General features: G+C 34.1%; 19 protein-coding genes and 2 tRNA genes. 2 read left to right on the top strand and 19 right to left on the bottom strand.

Features of this window, described 5'->3' with window-relative positions:
• Positions 1 to 23 precede the first annotated feature (23 nt).
• From AC37UB_RS00570 to AC37UB_RS00550, 5 genes are all read right to left on the bottom strand, one after another.
• On the bottom strand, positions 24 to 971 hold the full coding sequence (locus AC37UB_RS00570) for a thymidylate synthase (protein WP_117972113.1): 948 nt from the start codon (positions 969 to 971) through the stop codon (positions 24 to 26).
• Between the two features lie 24 nt (positions 972 to 995).
• A complete protein-coding gene (locus AC37UB_RS00565; protein WP_117972112.1) occupies positions 996 to 2,888 on the bottom strand; it encodes an ABC-F family ATP-binding cassette domain-containing protein in 1,893 nt (630 codons plus the stop codon).
• Positions 2,889 to 3,037: 149 nt separating this feature from the next.
• Positions 3,038 to 3,592: a ribosome hibernation-promoting factor, HPF/YfiA family gene (hpf, locus tag AC37UB_RS00560; protein WP_117972111.1), complete on the bottom strand. Its 555-nt coding sequence runs from the start codon at positions 3,590 to 3,592 to the stop codon at positions 3,038 to 3,040.
• A gap of 143 nt (positions 3,593 to 3,735) precedes the next feature.
• A complete protein-coding gene (locus AC37UB_RS00555) occupies positions 3,736 to 4,422 on the bottom strand; it encodes a ComF family protein (RefSeq protein ID WP_490685141.1) in 687 nt (228 codons plus the stop codon).
• Positions 4,419 to 5,723 carry an ATP-dependent helicase ComFA gene (locus AC37UB_RS00550; RefSeq protein ID WP_490685140.1) on the bottom strand — a complete coding sequence of 435 codons (1,305 nt, stop codon included), beginning with the start codon at positions 5,721 to 5,723 and terminating at the stop codon, positions 4,419 to 4,421. The genes AC37UB_RS00555 and AC37UB_RS00550 overlap by 4 nt, the downstream gene beginning before the upstream one ends.
• Before the next feature lie 98 nt (positions 5,724 to 5,821).
• Between AC37UB_RS00550 and AC37UB_RS00545 the strand changes: the two genes are divergently transcribed.
• Complete coding sequence (locus tag AC37UB_RS00545) at positions 5,822 to 6,745, top strand: alpha/beta fold hydrolase (protein ID WP_117972108.1); 924 nt, start codon at positions 5,822 to 5,824, stop codon at positions 6,743 to 6,745.
• 44 nt (positions 6,746 to 6,789) lie between these two features.
• Here AC37UB_RS00545 and AC37UB_RS00540 read toward each other — a convergent pair whose 3' ends face one another.
• Positions 6,790 to 7,362: a hypothetical protein gene (locus AC37UB_RS00540; protein WP_117972107.1), complete on the bottom strand. Its 573-nt coding sequence runs from the start codon at positions 7,360 to 7,362 to the stop codon at positions 6,790 to 6,792.
• A gap of 54 nt (positions 7,363 to 7,416) precedes the next feature.
• On the opposite strand from AC37UB_RS00540, the gene AC37UB_RS00535 reads away from it, so the two are divergent.
• On the top strand, positions 7,417 to 8,061 hold the full coding sequence (locus AC37UB_RS00535; protein ID WP_117972106.1) for a YigZ family protein: 645 nt from the start codon (positions 7,417 to 7,419) through the stop codon (positions 8,059 to 8,061).
• A gap of 26 nt (positions 8,062 to 8,087) precedes the next feature.
• On the opposite strand, the gene AC37UB_RS00530 is transcribed toward AC37UB_RS00535, so the two are convergent.
• The 13 genes from AC37UB_RS00530 to AC37UB_RS00470 form a co-directional block, all read right to left on the bottom strand.
• Entirely contained in the window at positions 8,088 to 8,795 is a 708-nt protein-coding gene (locus AC37UB_RS00530; RefSeq protein ID WP_117972105.1) for a GntR family transcriptional regulator, read from the bottom strand.
• A gap of 131 nt (positions 8,796 to 8,926) precedes the next feature.
• Positions 8,927 to 9,118, bottom strand: coding sequence for a hypothetical protein (locus AC37UB_RS00525; RefSeq protein WP_117972104.1), 192 nt, complete (start codon positions 9,116 to 9,118; stop codon positions 8,927 to 8,929).
• Between the two features lie 97 nt (positions 9,119 to 9,215).
• Positions 9,216 to 9,287: transfer RNA gene (locus AC37UB_RS00520), tRNA-Gln, on the bottom strand.
• An 8-nt stretch (positions 9,288 to 9,295) separates the two neighbouring features.
• Positions 9,296 to 9,376: transfer RNA gene (locus AC37UB_RS00515), tRNA-Tyr, on the bottom strand.
• A 79-nt stretch (positions 9,377 to 9,455) separates the two neighbouring features.
• On the bottom strand, positions 9,456 to 9,662 hold the full coding sequence (locus tag AC37UB_RS00510) for a DUF2969 family protein (RefSeq protein ID WP_158559328.1): 207 nt from the start codon (positions 9,660 to 9,662) through the stop codon (positions 9,456 to 9,458).
• Positions 9,663 to 9,745: 83 nt separating this feature from the next.
• Complete coding sequence (locus AC37UB_RS00505; protein WP_241698897.1) at positions 9,746 to 10,396, bottom strand: CBS and ACT domain-containing protein; 651 nt, start codon at positions 10,394 to 10,396, stop codon at positions 9,746 to 9,748.
• A gap of 4 nt (positions 10,397 to 10,400) precedes the next feature.
• Positions 10,401 to 11,105, bottom strand: coding sequence for an ABC transporter ATP-binding protein (locus tag AC37UB_RS00500; protein WP_490685139.1), 705 nt, complete (start codon positions 11,103 to 11,105; stop codon positions 10,401 to 10,403).
• Positions 11,105 to 11,881, bottom strand: coding sequence for an ABC transporter ATP-binding protein (locus tag AC37UB_RS00495; protein ID WP_490685138.1), 777 nt, complete (start codon positions 11,879 to 11,881; stop codon positions 11,105 to 11,107). Before AC37UB_RS00495 ends, AC37UB_RS00500 begins: the two co-directional genes overlap by 1 nt.
• Positions 11,874 to 12,827, bottom strand: a complete 954-nt coding sequence (locus AC37UB_RS00490; protein WP_117972758.1) for a branched-chain amino acid ABC transporter permease — start codon at positions 12,825 to 12,827, stop codon at positions 11,874 to 11,876. The genes AC37UB_RS00495 and AC37UB_RS00490 overlap by 8 nt, the downstream gene beginning before the upstream one ends.
• Positions 12,828 to 12,836: 9 nt before the next feature.
• Positions 12,837 to 13,712, bottom strand: a complete 876-nt coding sequence (locus AC37UB_RS00485) for a branched-chain amino acid ABC transporter permease (RefSeq protein ID WP_490685137.1) — start codon at positions 13,710 to 13,712, stop codon at positions 12,837 to 12,839.
• A 62-nt stretch (positions 13,713 to 13,774) separates the two neighbouring features.
• Positions 13,775 to 14,944: an ABC transporter substrate-binding protein gene (locus AC37UB_RS00480; protein WP_117972098.1), complete on the bottom strand. Its 1,170-nt coding sequence runs from the start codon at positions 14,942 to 14,944 to the stop codon at positions 13,775 to 13,777.
• A 144-nt stretch (positions 14,945 to 15,088) separates the two neighbouring features.
• A complete protein-coding gene (gene yidD / locus AC37UB_RS00475) occupies positions 15,089 to 15,367 on the bottom strand; it encodes a membrane protein insertion efficiency factor YidD (protein ID WP_490685136.1) in 279 nt (92 codons plus the stop codon).
• 57 nt (positions 15,368 to 15,424) lie between these two features.
• Positions 15,425 to 15,604 (bottom strand): DNA-directed RNA polymerase subunit beta, encoded by a 180-nt coding sequence (locus AC37UB_RS00470; RefSeq protein ID WP_117972096.1) that lies wholly within the window; start codon positions 15,602 to 15,604, stop codon positions 15,425 to 15,427.
• Between the last annotated feature and the right edge of the window lie 5 nt (positions 15,605 to 15,609).

Genomic DNA, 15,609 nt, shown 5'->3' with positions numbered 1-15,609 from the left:
CTTTATTTCCTCCCAAATTTCCCCTACACCGCAATCGGTGCCTTAATACTCGGATGTGGCTGGTACCCTTCAATCTTGATGTCATCCATATCAAAATCAAACACTGATTGTTTTTCTTTATTTAACCAAAGTGTTGGTAACTCTCGTTGTTGTCTTGAAAGTTGTTCTGTCATTTGCTCGATATGATTACTGTACAGATGAGCATCCCCTAATGTATGAACAAACTCTCCCACTTCAAGATTCGTTTCATGTGCAATTAAATGTGTTAATAAAGCATAACTTGCAATATTAAACGGAACACCTAAAAAGACGTCTGCACTACGTTGATACAATTGGCAACTTAATTTTCCATCTGCTACATAAAATTGAAATAACGTGTGACATGGTGGTAAAGCCATCGATGGCACATCTTCTGGATTCCATGCTGACACGATTAACCGTCTAGAGTCTGGAGTGTGTCGAATCATATCAATCACATCTTGTAATTGGTCGATGGTGTCTCCTGTTGACGTTTTCCAACGACGCCACTGAGAACCATAAATATTTCCTAATTCGCCATATTTTTCAGCAAATTCATCATCCATTAACATTTTTTCTCTAAAAGAAGTCATCTCTTTTTGATACGCTTGATTGAATTCTTCATCTACTAAACATCGACGACCAAAGTCGGTCATGTCAGGTCCTTTGTAGTCTTCACTTTTGACATATCTCTCAAAAGCCCATTCATCCCAAATATGGTTGTTATTTTCTAACAAATATTTAATGTTTGTATCACCTTTAAGGAACCATAACAATTCACTTTTCACTAAAGAAAATGGAATACGTTTGGTTGTCAACAGAGGAAATCCTTGACTTAAATCAAAACGCATCTGGTAACCAAAAAGACTTTTTGTCCCAGTACCTGTACGATCAGTCTTTTCATGACCTTTATTTAATATCTCTCGGCCTAATTCTAAATATGCTTCTTCCATAATTACCCCTCAAACAATGATTTATTAATCAGCAAATTCACTAAGATATTCCCATCTCTCAAGTTTGTCTTCAAGAGTTTGTTCGGTAGTTGTTAGTGTCGCTTGCAAATCTTGTAATTTTATAGCATCACTACTATTGTCTAACATTTGTTCGTTCAATGACTCAATATTCTCTTCTAATTGGGCAATTTCTTCTTCAATTGTATCCCATTCAATTTTTTCTTTATAAGTCAATTTCTTTTTCTCACCATCATTAGAGACTACTTTATCAACTTTTTTAGTTGTAGTTGATTTAGTAGTTTTCTCAACTGACTCTTGCTCACCTGTCTGCTCAACATAATCACTCATTGAGCCATAAAAAGTTGTCATGTCACCTTGTCCTTTAAAAATGAGTAACTTGTCCATTGTTTTATCTAAAAAATAACGATCATGACTAACAGCAATAACTGCACCCGGAAAATCAGACAGATAATCTTCCAAAATAGTTAATGTTTCGACATCTAGATCATTCGTTGGCTCATCTAATAGTAACACATTTGGTTGTTGGATTAAAATGCTAAGTAAGTACAGACGGCGTTTCTCGCCACCTGACAATTTACTAATCAATGTCCCGTGCACATTTCTTGGAAATAAAAATCGCTCTAACATCTCTGTGACACTAATCACTGTACCATCTTGTTGTTTTACTTCTTCAGCAATTTCTTGTAAATAAGAAATAATGCGTTTGCTTTCATCTAATGTATCATTCGTTTGGGTATAATACCCGATATTGACTGTTTCTCCTAACTCAATCACACCACTATCCAACGTTAAATTCCCAGCAATAAGATTTAGCAAGGTTGATTTTCCAGAACCATTTTCTCCTGTAATGCCTAATCGTTCATTAGCTTGGACTAACAACTCAAAGTCTTTTAAAATAACTTGATTAGCTATTTTAAAATTAGCATGTTCTATTTCAATGACTTTTTTACCTAATCGTTTTGTACCAACTGAAAATTCTAAGTTTCCCTTATCACTTGAACCACTTACTTTATCTTTCAAATCATTAAAGCGATTAATTCTAGCTTGTTGTTTCGTGCCACGAGCTTTTACACCAGCTCGCATCCAAGCAAGTTCTTGCTTAAATAGCTGTTTATTTTTGTGTAAGCTTTTCTTTTCTTGTTCTTCACGTTCTGCTCGTTGCACTAAATAAGCTTGATAATTTCCTGTGTATTCGTGTAATGTTCCGTTAGCTAATTCAAATATTCGATTCGTCACACGATCTAAAAAGTAGCGATCATGCGTTATCACGATGAGTGACCCTTGATAATGATTCAGATAATCTTCTAGCCATTGAATGGTTTCATAATCTAAATGGTTGGTTGGTTCATCTAAAAGAAGTAAATCAGGTGATTGGATTAAGACTTGTGCCAATCCTAGTCTTTTTTGTTGGCCTCCAGATAGCTCTGATACTTTTTTATCTAAAAATAAAATGCCTAATTTATTTAAAATGGTTTTAGCACTTGTCTCAGCTAACCAAGCATCTTCTTTATTCATTGCTTCTTCAGCTTTTTCGTAAGCTTTTTGTACTGCTGGATTTTCTCCATCTTGTGCCAAATCAACCAATGCTTTCTCATACGAACGAATAGCTTTCATAACAGGTGTATCATCATCAAAGACAGCATCTAATACTGAAATATCTTCAGAAAAGATGGTATCTTGCGAAAGATAACCAATTTTATAATCATTTGGGTAATCAATCGATCCCTTTTCTGCATGATCTTTTCCTGATAAAATCTTAATCAACGTTGATTTACCTGTTCCATTAATTCCGATTAACCCAATACGATCTTTTTCTTTTATTAAAAAAGAAACATTATCTAATAATTGCTTTGTTCCATAATTTTTATCTAAATTATCTGCTCGTAAAAGCTTCATCTGATCACCCGTCTCTATTTAATCCTAATCAGTTTATCAGATTTATCTTCCCTTCACAAGTTGATATCGTATGGGGTACTTGATAATATAAATGATAAAAACACTTCGCAGAAAGTATTTTATGACTTTCTGCGAAGTGTTTTTATTTATTAATTTGTTTCAATTAAACCATATTTACCATCTTTACGTTTGTAAACAATGCTTGTTCCATTTGTTTCTGCATCTTCAAAAATAAAGAAGTTATGACCTAACATGTTCATTTGTAAGACTGCTTCTTCACTATCCATAGGTTTTAATGATAAACGTTTTGTTCGAACAATTTCTAAATCTGGTTCGTCATGTTGTTCTGTAGAATTATTGGGAGAAAATACCATTTCTTTGGTTACATCTAAGGCAGTCTCTCTTGATTTACGATTAATTTTTGTTTTGTACTTTCTAATTTGTCGCTCCAACTTGTCGACCACTAAGTCAATGCTTCCGTATAAATCTGGAGAAGTTTCTTCAGCTCTAAGTACTAAGTATGGTAATGGAATGGTTACTTCCACTTTAGCATTTTTATCAGAATACACTTTTAAATTAACATGTGCTGTTGATTCCGGCACATTTGTAAAATATTTTTCTAATTTGCCAATTTTTTTCTCTACATATTCTCTTATGGCTTGAGTAACTTCAATGTTCTCGCCTCTTACATTGTATCTAAACATAACTATTACCCCTTTCATCTATCACTAAAACTAAAAAGATAAGAACGTTTAAAACTTAATTTAATCCCCTTATCTTCCCACCTTTATTATATCGAACTTATCATAAAATGACAAACACTTTGATAGAAAACGCTTCATTATTTTCACCTTGCTAAGGAAAACGTTATGACTTTTTTAGCATGTTTACTCAAAAGATAACGTTTTGCCTGCAATATCGTACTTCCTGTTGTGTAAACATCATCAACTAAAATAATCGTTTTTTGATAAATAATATCTTGGTCAGATTGATTTAAGTAAAACGGATGAATCGTTTTAAGTCGTTCTTCTTTTGTTTTGCCTGATTGTTTTCTCGTGTGTCTTCTTTTTTTTAATATCGACTCATAATCAACATATGCATCTTCCAACAGTGCTTCCACCTGATGAAACCCACGATCAGCTAATCGTTTTTTAGATAAAGGAATGGGGATAACCATATCATAAGTCAACTGTTTAAACACTTGATTAATATCAGAACTAAAAGCTTTTGCTAGTGTACGATTTCCTTGAAATTTATAACTGGTCATAAATTCACTCATAGACTCATTGTACTCATATAAGGCATGATGTGGCTCTAAGATTATTTGGTTTTTTTCCCAATATAAACAATCTTCGCATACAGTTTTTCGTGACACTTTCCGACAATAGATACATCTCTTTTCAAGCAACGGATTAATTGGCTGAAATTGACTATGGCATTTATCGCAACAATGATTTTTAACCTGACTACCTAATAACAGTTCTCGAAATGTTACTTGGTTCTTTAATACCCCGTGACACAACACACACTTCATCTCTTAGCCTCTTTATTCATTTGTTTTATTTCTTTTATAGCTGATACCATGGCCTGATTTTTTCCTTCATGCAAAAAGATGACGTGTCCGGTCGGATAATTCACACTTCGGCCCACTCGTCCTGCAATTTGAACTAAACTCGCACGATTAAATACTCGATGATCCGCACACACTACCATGACGGAAATATTTTTAAATGTAACCCCTCGTTCTAAAATCGTTGTACTTAGTAACAGATCAATCTTCCCTTCTCTCATTTGTTTCACCACTTGTTCCCTAGTATCAGATGATGCATGTACCATTGCGACCTTTTTTTTCTGCCATATTTTCTTAACAACAGGATAAACCATAGACATTAAAGCAATATCCGGAAAGAAAAGAATATAAGATTGATCACTTGCTTCTATTTCCATCCTCATTTTTTTAGGCAATTTTCCTTTTCGTAAATTTATGGCTAAATTCCGACAATAGATTGTTTTAGGAACAGGTAAGTCTTGTCCATGAAACCGTTTAGCTAACATACTTTTTTCCGTATTAGAATAATGTTCTAGTCTTGGATTACTCGTAGCAGTTAGAAAAACAAAACATCCCTTTTTTTCTAATGACTGTTTTGCTACATACTGTAATTCATCAGAATGAACATAAGGAAACGCATCGGCTTCATCTATAACCAATACATCAAAATAACGATAAAAACGCATAAGTTGATGTGTCGTACAAATAATGAAAGATGCGCCATTATATGTTTGAGAAGAATGGCCATATAACAAATTGATTGTCGTATCTTGAAATGCCTCTTTCATTCTGGGATACAATTCTAAACACACATCAATGCGTGGAGTGGCTATTCCAATAACTTTTCCATCTGTCAACACTTGTTCTATTAAAGGAAATAGCATCTCTGTTTTACCAGCCCCTGTCACTGCATGAACAAAATGATGTCGTTTACGACGGTAAGAATCTAATATTTCTTGAGAGATGCATGCTTGCTGTTTAGTTAGTTCTCCTTGCCAAAAACAATGTGTTTTTTGTGACGTTTTTCGAGGGCTTTTTGGGATACGATATAAAACATCTTCACTTGTCACCCTTCCCATATTAAGACAATAATCACAATAAAAGCCACCATTTATCTGACAAGAATCTTGATTATTGACATGTCCACAACGACGACAGGTAATATCTTTTTTACTATACGTCATCGCTTTAACTTTTTTTATGCTGTTATCCTTTTTTAAGTATTTTCTTAATGGATGAGGTATTTCTTGTTTTAATAACTGACGTCCCTGCAATGTTTTATACAATATTATCTCCTCCTATAAATAATCTACGCATTATACTAGTGACTCACTTTTAAATAGACTATAATAAGGATAAATTGGATTATAGAAAGGGTATAATTATGAAGAAAAAATTTGTTATTGAATCTTTAGATGGTAATACAGATTTAAATGGTATTATCTGGCATAATTCCACTAAAAAACCAAAAGCAATCTTACAAGTCGTACATGGGATGGCAGAGTACGTCGAACGATATGACCCATTAGCGCGCTATTTATCTGCTCATGACATCCTAGTCATTGGACACGATCACCTAGGTCATGGTGAATCAGTGGATATGGATAATCCTCTACATGGTTTTTTCTGTGAAGGTGACAGTGCCTCTATTGTAGTGGAGGATACTTTTCAAATTACCCAATATGCAAAAAGTCGTTATCCGGATACTCCTTTGTTTATTTTAGGTCATAGTATGGGATCTTTTGTGGTGAGAAACTATTTAAAGAAATACTCACATCTTGTTAAAGGCGCTATTTTAATGGGATCAACTAACCGACGCAAAGAGATAAGTTTTGGGGTTAAAATGGCGAAAGGATTGAATATAGTCTCTCCTAAGACAAAAAATCCTGCCATGGATAAATTATTGTTTGGTTCATTTAATCAAAAGTTTAAACCAGCTCATTCTCCTTTTAGTTGGCTCTCTAAAAACCCTGATAACGTCGAATCTTACGAACAAGATGAACAGTGTGGGTTTATTTTTACAAATAATGGATTCTATACACTTCTTTCTCTTATGGATGACGCCACAAAAAAACATTGGTTTATCACCATCCAACGTGATTTGCCAGTGTTAATTATTAGCGGCGAAAAAGATCCTGTTGGAAACTATGGAAAAGGCCCTAGAAAATTAGCTCTAGAATTGAGTGACAATTACTTTAAGGATGTCACGCTTCGCTTATATAATGATTTAAGACATGAAATATTAAATGAAAAAGAATCGTTAGATGTCACATTAGATATTTATGATTGGATACGTCACCGACTATAGAAAAAAGCATGACTTTTCTATTATTGAAAAGTCATGCTTTTATTCTAATCTTTTTCTTTAAAGGTTGATAAAATATCATCTAGACCTTGAATAGTTGCTTCTTTTGGATTCTCTTCACTTGTCCATGCACCAAGGTTAATAAAATAATCAGGTGTTTCTACCAAATAAATTCGATAGGTTAAGACACGATTTTTATTATCTTTCATTTCAACACCAAGATAATAGGCATCCCACCCATTTAGTTCTTTTTTTTCTGGTTCAATCACAACAGTCGCGTTAGCATCATTTAATTTTTTTAAATAGTCTGTTTTATAATCCTCTAACGTCTTATTTCCTTTTTCTTCAAATCCCGCAGACATAAATGACTTAGAATCTTTGTTTCCCAATAAAAAAGCAATCGACTTATCACTGTTTGGAAATTTACGCCAACCATCAAGCATGTTAAACTGATATTGATGATGATCATATTCTAAGGTATAAACAAGTTTATCTTTTTTATTAATGTCACTTGTCATATCTGTACTTGAATCATGTGTGGTGTCATTCTTTGTAGATGTACAGGCACTTAAGACGAATACCATGACTAACACTAACAACCCTATTCGTTTTTTTTGCATAATCATTCTCCTTTTAAAACATTTTACTAAATTAATTTTTTGGGGGTTACCTATATGCTATTAAATTACTATACCATAAAACAAGATGGCGATTATGAAATCGTCATAAAAAAATCGTCTTTTATCTGCCACTTAAGGCGAATAGAAACAGAAGATGAAGCAAAAGAAATCATTCAACAAATCAAAAAAAAACATTGGAAAGCTAATCATAATTGTGTCGCTTACGTTCTTGGAGATAAACAAGAAATCCAACGTTCAAGCGATGACGGTGAACCAAGTGGAACAGCAGGTGTCCCGATGCTTGAAGTGTTAAAGGTAAAAAAACTACGAAATGTTTTAGCTGTTGTGACAAGATACTTTGGTGGTACAAAACTTGGTGCTGGTGGCTTGATTCGTGCTTATAGTTCATCTGTTTCTGAAGCCATTGAGCACATCGGGTTAGTCGAAGGAAAATTGCAACAAGAGATGATTGTGACAGTGGACTATTCCATCCATGGTAAGTTAGAACATTTTCTAACTAATCACCCCGAATACACCCTTAGCGACACTGAATTTAGCGATACAGTTACCTTACACATTATGGTAGATGAAGTCAGTGTGACAACTTTTGAAGAAAGTATTACAAACCTACTGAATGCTCAATTTTCATTAAAAAAAGGGGCGTTAGACTACTGTGAGGTTCCAATAAATAAATCCTAGAGCACTACTGCTCCAGGATTTATTTTTTATTTTTCTAAGTAAAACTCAAAACGCTCACCTGCGTATTGACTTCTAACGTATTCAAACGGTGTGCCATTATCAAAATAAGATACTTGTCGTAAACGTAAGACTGCATCGCCTTTTTTCAATTCTAAATAATGTGCGATTTTTTCAGACGCATTTAGCGCAGATATCGTTTGAGAAGATTTTCCAATCACTCCATGTCCTTGACTAACCATTACGTTATATAAAGAACGTGTGATTTCCTCTTTACTAAAATCTTCAATCAAATGATGAGGAATGCTTGCTACTTCAAAACAAATTGGTATATCATCTGAATAACGTATTCGTTCCATTTTTAAAATCTTTTGATCTTTTGTCAATCGTAGTTTTTCCATTTCACTGGAGCTTGGTGCAGTCACAAAGTAAGACAATGTTTTACTAGAAGGTTGGCTTCCCTGAGAACGAATAATATCTGAAAAACTAGTCGTTCCTATCATCGTCTCTTGTACTTTTTGCCTTGCAATATATGTACCGGAACCAATTTTTCTCTCCAGTATTCCCTCATCTGCTAACGTTTGAATAGCCTGTCTTAGTGTCATACGACTCACGCCAAATACTTCAGACAATTCCCTTTCAGAAGGTAACCTGTCACCAATCTTCCAGATACCATCTTCTATTTCTTGTTTTATCTTATCATGTATCTGAATATAAACAGGTAACTTTGGAGTCATTTATTCACGTCCTTTTAAATGTCATTATCTATATTATAGCTATTTTTATAATCAATGACAACATTATATATCATAACGAAATAAAATAGAAAAAAGGAGTAGTTCCCTACTCCTAATAACTTAATGACTAATTAATAATGATTTTTTGCACGCCATTTACGTTGATTTTGCTTCAATTTTTTAGTTTTAGTTGGTGCATCGTATTCTTTTGTTGGAAATACCATTTGAGCTTTGTCTTTGATAGTTTCCATTACTTCATTGCTCGATAAAATGTCACGATATTCTAGAATTTGAGATACTAATTTTTCAGATAATTCGCCCATGTGATTAAATCTCCTTTATAGTTAAGTTAATACACCTCTATCATACCACAAAAGAAAATAAAAAAAAATCTAACACCGATTTCAGTGTTAGATAATACTGGGCTAGCTGGATTCGAACCAACGAGTGACGGAGTCAAAGTCCGTTGCCTTACCGCTTGGCTATAGCCCAATAAGAAATGGAGGGGGGCAGATTCGAACTGCCGAACCCGAAGGAGCGGATTTACAGTCCGCCGCGTTTAGCCACTTCGCTACCCCTCCGTATCAATCAAGTTTATCAACCCGACTTCCATATAATAACTAATTTCAAAAAAAAAATCAAGTACTTTTTTAAATTTTTTTAATTATTTAAATTCCAATATTTTAATGCTTCTTCGTAGGCATCGTCTTGTGTTTTGTATACACCTAAAATACCATCTGTTGTTTCAACTTCAAATTTTTTATCTGACAATTTTGTTACTTTTCCAATGACTTTTTTTCCAATTAACAATTCATCATGAGTTGATAATTCTTTAATTTCAACTTCAACTGGTTTATTTTTTTTCATCTGTAATATTTCAGTCCTTTCATGCATCGAACTCATATAGGATACCATATATTTTTGCCTTTGTTAAGAGAAAAAGAAGCTTTTTAGCTTCTTTCAGTCTCTAAACACATAATAACATCATACTGATTGTCAATTAGTGATTTTTCTAATTTAGTGGCATTTTTTTCGACAACTTGTATCACGATAATAACATTCTTTGTTTGACGATACACAATAATCTGAACGATATTAAATTTATCTTGAGCTAATACTTTCGTTAAATCAGCCAACACACCAGGATGATCGTCTTTAATTGAAATCGCAACACGCGTCCCATTCTCTCCATAACCAGTAATAGCTAAAAAGGCACCAAATGCATCTGTACTAGTGATAATACCTTGAATAGTCCTGTTAACATCCACAACAGGCAACACACCAATATTATACTCACGCATAATCTTGATGGCTTCTTCAATAAATTCATCGGCCTTGATAGTATGAACGTCTTTAATCATCACATCGGCTACAGTCATTTTATTTAACAAATAATTCACTTCATACACGCTTAAGCTGGTTGCTTTTGACGGCATCGCTTCTTGAATTGTTCCTTCAGTGACCAATCCAACTAATTGATCGTCTTTTACAACTGGCAAACGGTGAATATTTTTTTGTTTCATTAAGTCCATTGCTTGAAAAACAGGTGTTTCAGGGGAAGTCGTAATCACTTCTGTTGACATATAGTCTTTTACTAACATAACTCTATCCTCCTAAATAAGCTTTCTGTACTTCTTCACTTTCTAATAACTCTTTACCGCTTCCTTTAAGCACCACTTGACCTGTTTCTAATACATATCCTCTATCAGAAAGTTTCAACGCCATATTGGCATTTTGTTCGATTAAAAGAATGGTTGTTCCTTGTTTGTTAATCCGTTCGATAATATGAAAAATCTCACGAATAAAGATAGGTGCAAGTCCCATTGATGGTTCATCCAGTAATAATAAATCTGGTTTAGTCATCAACGCTCGCCCCATAGCAAGCATTTGTTGTTCTCCACCTGAAAGTGTTGCGGCATCTTGTTTTAATCTTTCTTTCAACACAGGGAACGTTTCAAAAATATAATCTAAAATTTCTTTTTTCTCATCATGATTATTATGAATAAAGCCACCAAGCTCTAAATTTTCCATAACAGTCATCCCCGCAAAAATATGACGACCTTCAGGCACTTGAACTAAACCACTTTTCACAATAGCTGGAGCTGACTTTTTCGTTAGATCTTCATTATTGAATGTCATCGAACCACCTGAAGGTTTAACTAATCCTGATAAACTTTTTAGAATAGTCGTTTTCCCAGCTCCGTTAGCCCCAATTAAACTAACTATTTCACCCTGATTTACTTCAAAAGACACATCTTTTACTGCCTGAATCATGCTATAATGCACAGATAAATTTTCAACTTTTAACATTACTGTTCACCACCTAAATACGCCTGAATAACGCGTTTATCTTGCTTAATTTCTTCTGGTGTCCCTGAGGCAATCAATGCCCCATACTCTAATACATAAAGTCTCTCACAGACTTCCATAACTAACGACATATCATGTTCAATCAAGACAATAGTCAATCCAAATTCTTTTTGAATTCGTTTGATTAATTGGGTTAATTCTTCAGTTTCCTGTGGGTTCATCCCAGCTGCCGGTTCATCTAAAAATAAAATGCTCGGTTTTGTTGCTAACGCTCGGACGATTTCCAAGCGACGTTGTTCCCCATAAGGTAAATTTTTCGCTAAGTTATCTTTCTTGTCTTCTAATTCAAACAAACCTAATAATTTCGTTGCTTCTTCTATCATTTTATCTTCTTTTTTATAAAAAGAAGGCAAACGTAACATACCAGATAGTACACTTTCTTTAGCATTAGCTGTCATAGCAATTAATACATTATCAAGAACTGTTAGGTCTTTAAATAAGCGAATATTTTGAAATGTTCGACTAATACCTAATTGCGCAATTTTAAACGGAGAAATACCATTTAACGTCATTGTCTTACTATCATGTGTTAATTCAATACTTCCTGAACTTGGTTCATAAACACCTGTAATCAAGTTAAAAAGCGTCGTTTTTCCCGCTCCATTTGGGCCGATTAAACCAATCAACTCATTATCACCAAAATGTAAATTTAAATCCTGAATGGCAGCTAATCCACCAAAATTCTTTGTCAAATGACTAATGTTTAACTCAGACATGTTGTTTACCTCCTTTACTCAATAATTTTTTCACTGAAAATTCTTTTGTTCCTAATAAGCCAGAAGGTTTGAAAATCATGATGATAACTAGAGCAAACGCATAAATTATCATACGAATGGCACCAAAATCTTGTAAATACATATTCAATACACCAAGTAAAACGGCCGCTACAACAGTTCCTGTCATGCTTCCAACTCCACCAAATACTACGATGATTAGAATATCGATTGATTTCATAAAATCAAAGTTCCCTGGCACAATCGTTTGAACATAGCTTGAATACATTCCCCCAGCAACGGCTGCGGTCATGGCACCAATCACAAAAGCAACCACTTTATACTTTGTCACATTCACACCCATAGATTCTGCTGCGATTAGATTCTCTCGAACAGATAACGTCGCACGTCCTGCTGCGCTATGAATATAATTTGTCATCAAAATCAATGTGATACAAACAAATAAATAAACCATTGACCATGTTACAAAAGGAGGAATACCAAATAATCCGGCTGGACCATTAGTGATTTGATCCATATTCATAATCAATGAGCGAATAATTTCAGATACACCTAATGTTGCAATGGCTAAATAGTCACCAGAAAGACGCAGAGTTGGAATACCAACTAAAAGTGCCACAATTCCTGAAAGAATACAACCTAAAACTAATCCAATTAAAAACCCAACAATTGACGGCATCTTTATTGTCATAATTGCCGTTGTATAAGCTCCAATCGCCATAAATCCTGCATGTCCCAAAGAAAATTGACCAGAAATACCAATAACCAAGTTAAGTCCAGCCGCTAGAATAATGTTGATACCAATCATTACTAATGTTGTTTCGACAACAGGTGACATCAATCCAGTCGAGTAAGTGATTGCCAGCATCGCAAAAATAACGACCATTATCGCTAACCAAATCCCATTTATTTTCAATCGTTCTTTCATTGTTATCACCTACACTTTTTCCTTAATATTTTTACCTAATAATCCAGATGGTTTAACAAGTAATACAATAATTAAAATCAAGTAAACGGCTGCATCTCGATAAGCTGTAAACCCTAAAGCACTCACGACCGTTTCGATGATACCGATCGCAAACCCACCAAGTGCGGCACCTGGAATAATCCCTATTCCACCAAACACGGCAGCGATAAACGCTTTAAGACCAGGAGCAACACCCATCATTGGGTCTATACTATTATAGTAAAGACCAATTAATACACCACCTGCAGCAGCTAATGACGAGCCAAGTGCAAAAGTAAATGAAATGGTATAATTTACATTTATCCCCATTAATTGAGCTGCTTCGGGATCAACACTTGCTGCACGCATGGCACGCCCCATTTTTGTTTGTTGCACGATAAATTGTAATAACAGCATTAAGAAAATTGACGTTGCGATAATCACGAGTTGAATTTTACTAATTTGGCATATGCCTAAATCATAAGTTATATTTTTCATTAATTGAGGATAAGGTTTTGTATCTGCTCCCACGAAATAGATCATTAATGATTGTAGTAAGAATGATACCCCTATTGCTGTAATAAGCGCTGCAATACGTGTTGAATTTTTAAGTGGACGATAAGCTAAAAATTCAATCAACATCCCTAAAATCGCACAGATAATCATAGATGTTAAAAGTGTTAAAACTAAGCCAAAACCAAAGTTATTAGCCACATAGTACCCAATAAAAGCACCAATCATATATATTTCACCATGAGCAAAATTGATTAACTTTATAATTCCATACACCATTGTATACCCTAGGGCTAATAGTGCGTAAATACTTCCTAATGAGAGTCCATTGACTAATTGTTGAAGGACATTCATTGTTTCTCCTCCTTTTGAAAAACCAAGGAACTCTTGTCCAGTCCCTTGGTTTTCATGATTTTTTACGGATTTACCACTTCTGCTGTGTTTTCTTCGCCTTTTTCAAGTCCGATTACAACAGCTGGTTTTTTCGGATTATGATTTTTATCCATTGTCATGGTACCTGTCACACCTTCAAAGTCTGTTAATGTTGCTAAACCTTTTGTTAATGCTTCACTTGTATTTTCTTTTTCAGCTTCTAAAGCAGCTTTAACCATGTAAACAGAATCATATGCTAACGCATTAAATGAGCTTGGTGTTTTACCATACTCTTTTTTAAATGTCTCAATAAATGTTTTTACTTTATCTGAAGCAGGTGCTTTTTCAGAAAAATGAGCCGTATAGTAGATATTACTCATATTTTCATCACCAGCAATATCAATTAATTTAGAATCTGAGAATCCATCAGCCCCGATAATTGGCTGTTCAATTCCCATTTCACGTGCCTGTTTGATGATTAAACCAGCTTCTTCGTAATAGCCTGGTAAGTAAATAAAATCAAAATCTTTGTCTTTTATTTTTGTTAGAATGGCTTTAAAATCTTTATCTTTCGCATTAAATTTTTCATCAGCCACAATGTCACCTTTAAATGTCTCTTTAAATGATTTAGTTAATCCTTTTGCATAATCACTTGATACGTCTCCAATGATCACTGCTTTTTTCGCTTTCAAATTATCAGTTGCATAGTTAGCTAAGATAACCCCTTGGAAAGAATCTTGAAAGCATGTTCTAAAAATATATTCTTGAACTGTTCCATTATTTACTGTAATAGAATCATCGGTCCCAGATGGTGTGATAATTGGGACTTTGGCTTTTGTTGCGTTTGGACTAGCTGCTTTTGTCGCACCGGATGTTGCTGGACCGATCATTCCAATGACATTGTCGCTTGTTGTTAAACTCGTTGCAATTGTTGCTGCTTCGGCCGTATCACTTTTATTATCTTTGACAACTAAATCAATTTTCTTACCGTTAATCCCACCGGCTTTATTGATTTCTTTCACTGCAAGTTCGGCACCTTCTTTTTCTTGGTTACCATACCCAGCAGCTGCACCAGATAATTCCATGTTTAAACCAATTTTGACTGTATCAGCATCTTTTTGTGATTTCGTATTTTGAGCAGTTCCTCCACCCGGTGTTCCACAAGCAGATAACAATAACGTTGCACCCATAAGCATTCCTAGAATTTTTTTCATTTTACTTTCCTCACTTCTTTATTAGAATTAAATAAGTTATTTATTAATATAAGTTAATATTAAATATAAGTCAACAGAATTTTCAGACAATTCTAAAATAAAAAAATAGACCGTTAATAAAAAAGGTCTAAGTTAACTTTTAAGTCATTTATTTTTTTCTCTTTTATATGGTCCACGATATGTCTCATCTGGATTTTTCCTGATGCTAAATGTTGGTGGTACATAGTCAATGCCACCTTTAACAAAAGGGTGACATCTTAAAATACGAGCCGTACCCATGATAAATCCTTTAATCGCTCCATGATAATTTACCGCATCAATCATATACTGAGAACACGTTGGATGATAACGACAACTTTTAGGAAATAAAGGAGAAATAAATTTTTGATAAAAACGAACAGGTAAAATGATAATTTTTTTCATCATATCTTCCTAACAATTTAAAAAATAACCACCAACATAAGAGTTGATGGTCATTAGTTATTTTACAAAATCTAGTATATGGTGCCATGTCGATGGATTAAAGGCATCACTTGATTGCCCTTTTCCAACATAGACATACCCTATAAAAATACCTAGGAAAAATAATCCAATCAATAATAGAATCACAAAAATAACTAGCATCAATTGTATGACTACTCTTTTAGTTATTGAACTCAATTAAA

The organism is Vagococcus changpingensis, from assembly GCF_058211775.1.
The sequence above is the reverse complement of the archived record's forward strand: the minus strand, read 5'-3'. Positions and strand labels throughout refer to the sequence as shown.

Excerpts from the sequence above, each read along its gene's own strand:
- AC37UB_RS00530 (WP_117972105.1), bottom strand. The coding sequence starts at position 8,795 with ATGACTCCAAAGTTACCTGTTTATATTCAGATACATGATAAGATAAAA.
- AC37UB_RS00480 (WP_117972098.1), bottom strand. The coding sequence starts at position 14,944 with ATGAAAAAAATTCTAGGAATGCTTATGGGTGCAACGTTATTGTTATCT.
- AC37UB_RS00495 (WP_490685138.1), bottom strand. The coding sequence starts at position 11,881 with ATGTCTGAGTTAAACATTAGTCATTTGACAAAGAATTTTGGTGGATTA.
- AC37UB_RS00505 (WP_241698897.1), bottom strand. The coding sequence starts at position 10,396 with ATGTTAGTAAAAGACTATATGTCAACAGAAGTGATTACGACTTCCCCT.
- AC37UB_RS00570 (WP_117972113.1), bottom strand. The coding sequence starts at position 971 with ATGGAAGAAGCATATTTAGAATTAGGCCGAGAGATATTAAATAAAGGT.
- AC37UB_RS00535 (WP_117972106.1), top strand. The coding sequence starts at position 7,417 with ATGCTATTAAATTACTATACCATAAAACAAGATGGCGATTATGAAATC.
- AC37UB_RS00545 (WP_117972108.1), top strand. The coding sequence starts at position 5,822 with ATGAAGAAAAAATTTGTTATTGAATCTTTAGATGGTAATACAGATTTA.
- AC37UB_RS00565 (WP_117972112.1), bottom strand. The coding sequence starts at position 2,888 with ATGAAGCTTTTACGAGCAGATAATTTAGATAAAAATTATGGAACAAAG.
- yidD (WP_490685136.1), bottom strand. The coding sequence starts at position 15,367 with ATGAAAAAAATTATCATTTTACCTGTTCGTTTTTATCAAAAATTTATT.
- AC37UB_RS00485 (WP_490685137.1), bottom strand. The coding sequence starts at position 13,712 with ATGAATGTCCTTCAACAATTAGTCAATGGACTCTCATTAGGAAGTATT.
- AC37UB_RS00555 (WP_490685141.1), bottom strand. The coding sequence starts at position 4,422 with ATGAAGTGTGTGTTGTGTCACGGGGTATTAAAGAACCAAGTAACATTT.
- AC37UB_RS00525 (WP_117972104.1), bottom strand. The coding sequence starts at position 9,118 with ATGGGCGAATTATCTGAAAAATTAGTATCTCAAATTCTAGAATATCGT.
- AC37UB_RS00490 (WP_117972758.1), bottom strand. The coding sequence starts at position 12,827 with ATGAAAGAACGATTGAAAATAAATGGGATTTGGTTAGCGATAATGGTC.
- AC37UB_RS00540 (WP_117972107.1), bottom strand. The coding sequence starts at position 7,362 with ATGCAAAAAAAACGAATAGGGTTGTTAGTGTTAGTCATGGTATTCGTC.
- AC37UB_RS00510 (WP_158559328.1), bottom strand. The coding sequence starts at position 9,662 with ATGAAAAAAAATAAACCAGTTGAAGTTGAAATTAAAGAATTATCAACT.
- hpf (WP_117972111.1), bottom strand. The coding sequence starts at position 3,592 with ATGTTTAGATACAATGTAAGAGGCGAGAACATTGAAGTTACTCAAGCC.
- AC37UB_RS00500 (WP_490685139.1), bottom strand. The coding sequence starts at position 11,105 with ATGTTAAAAGTTGAAAATTTATCTGTGCATTATAGCATGATTCAGGCA.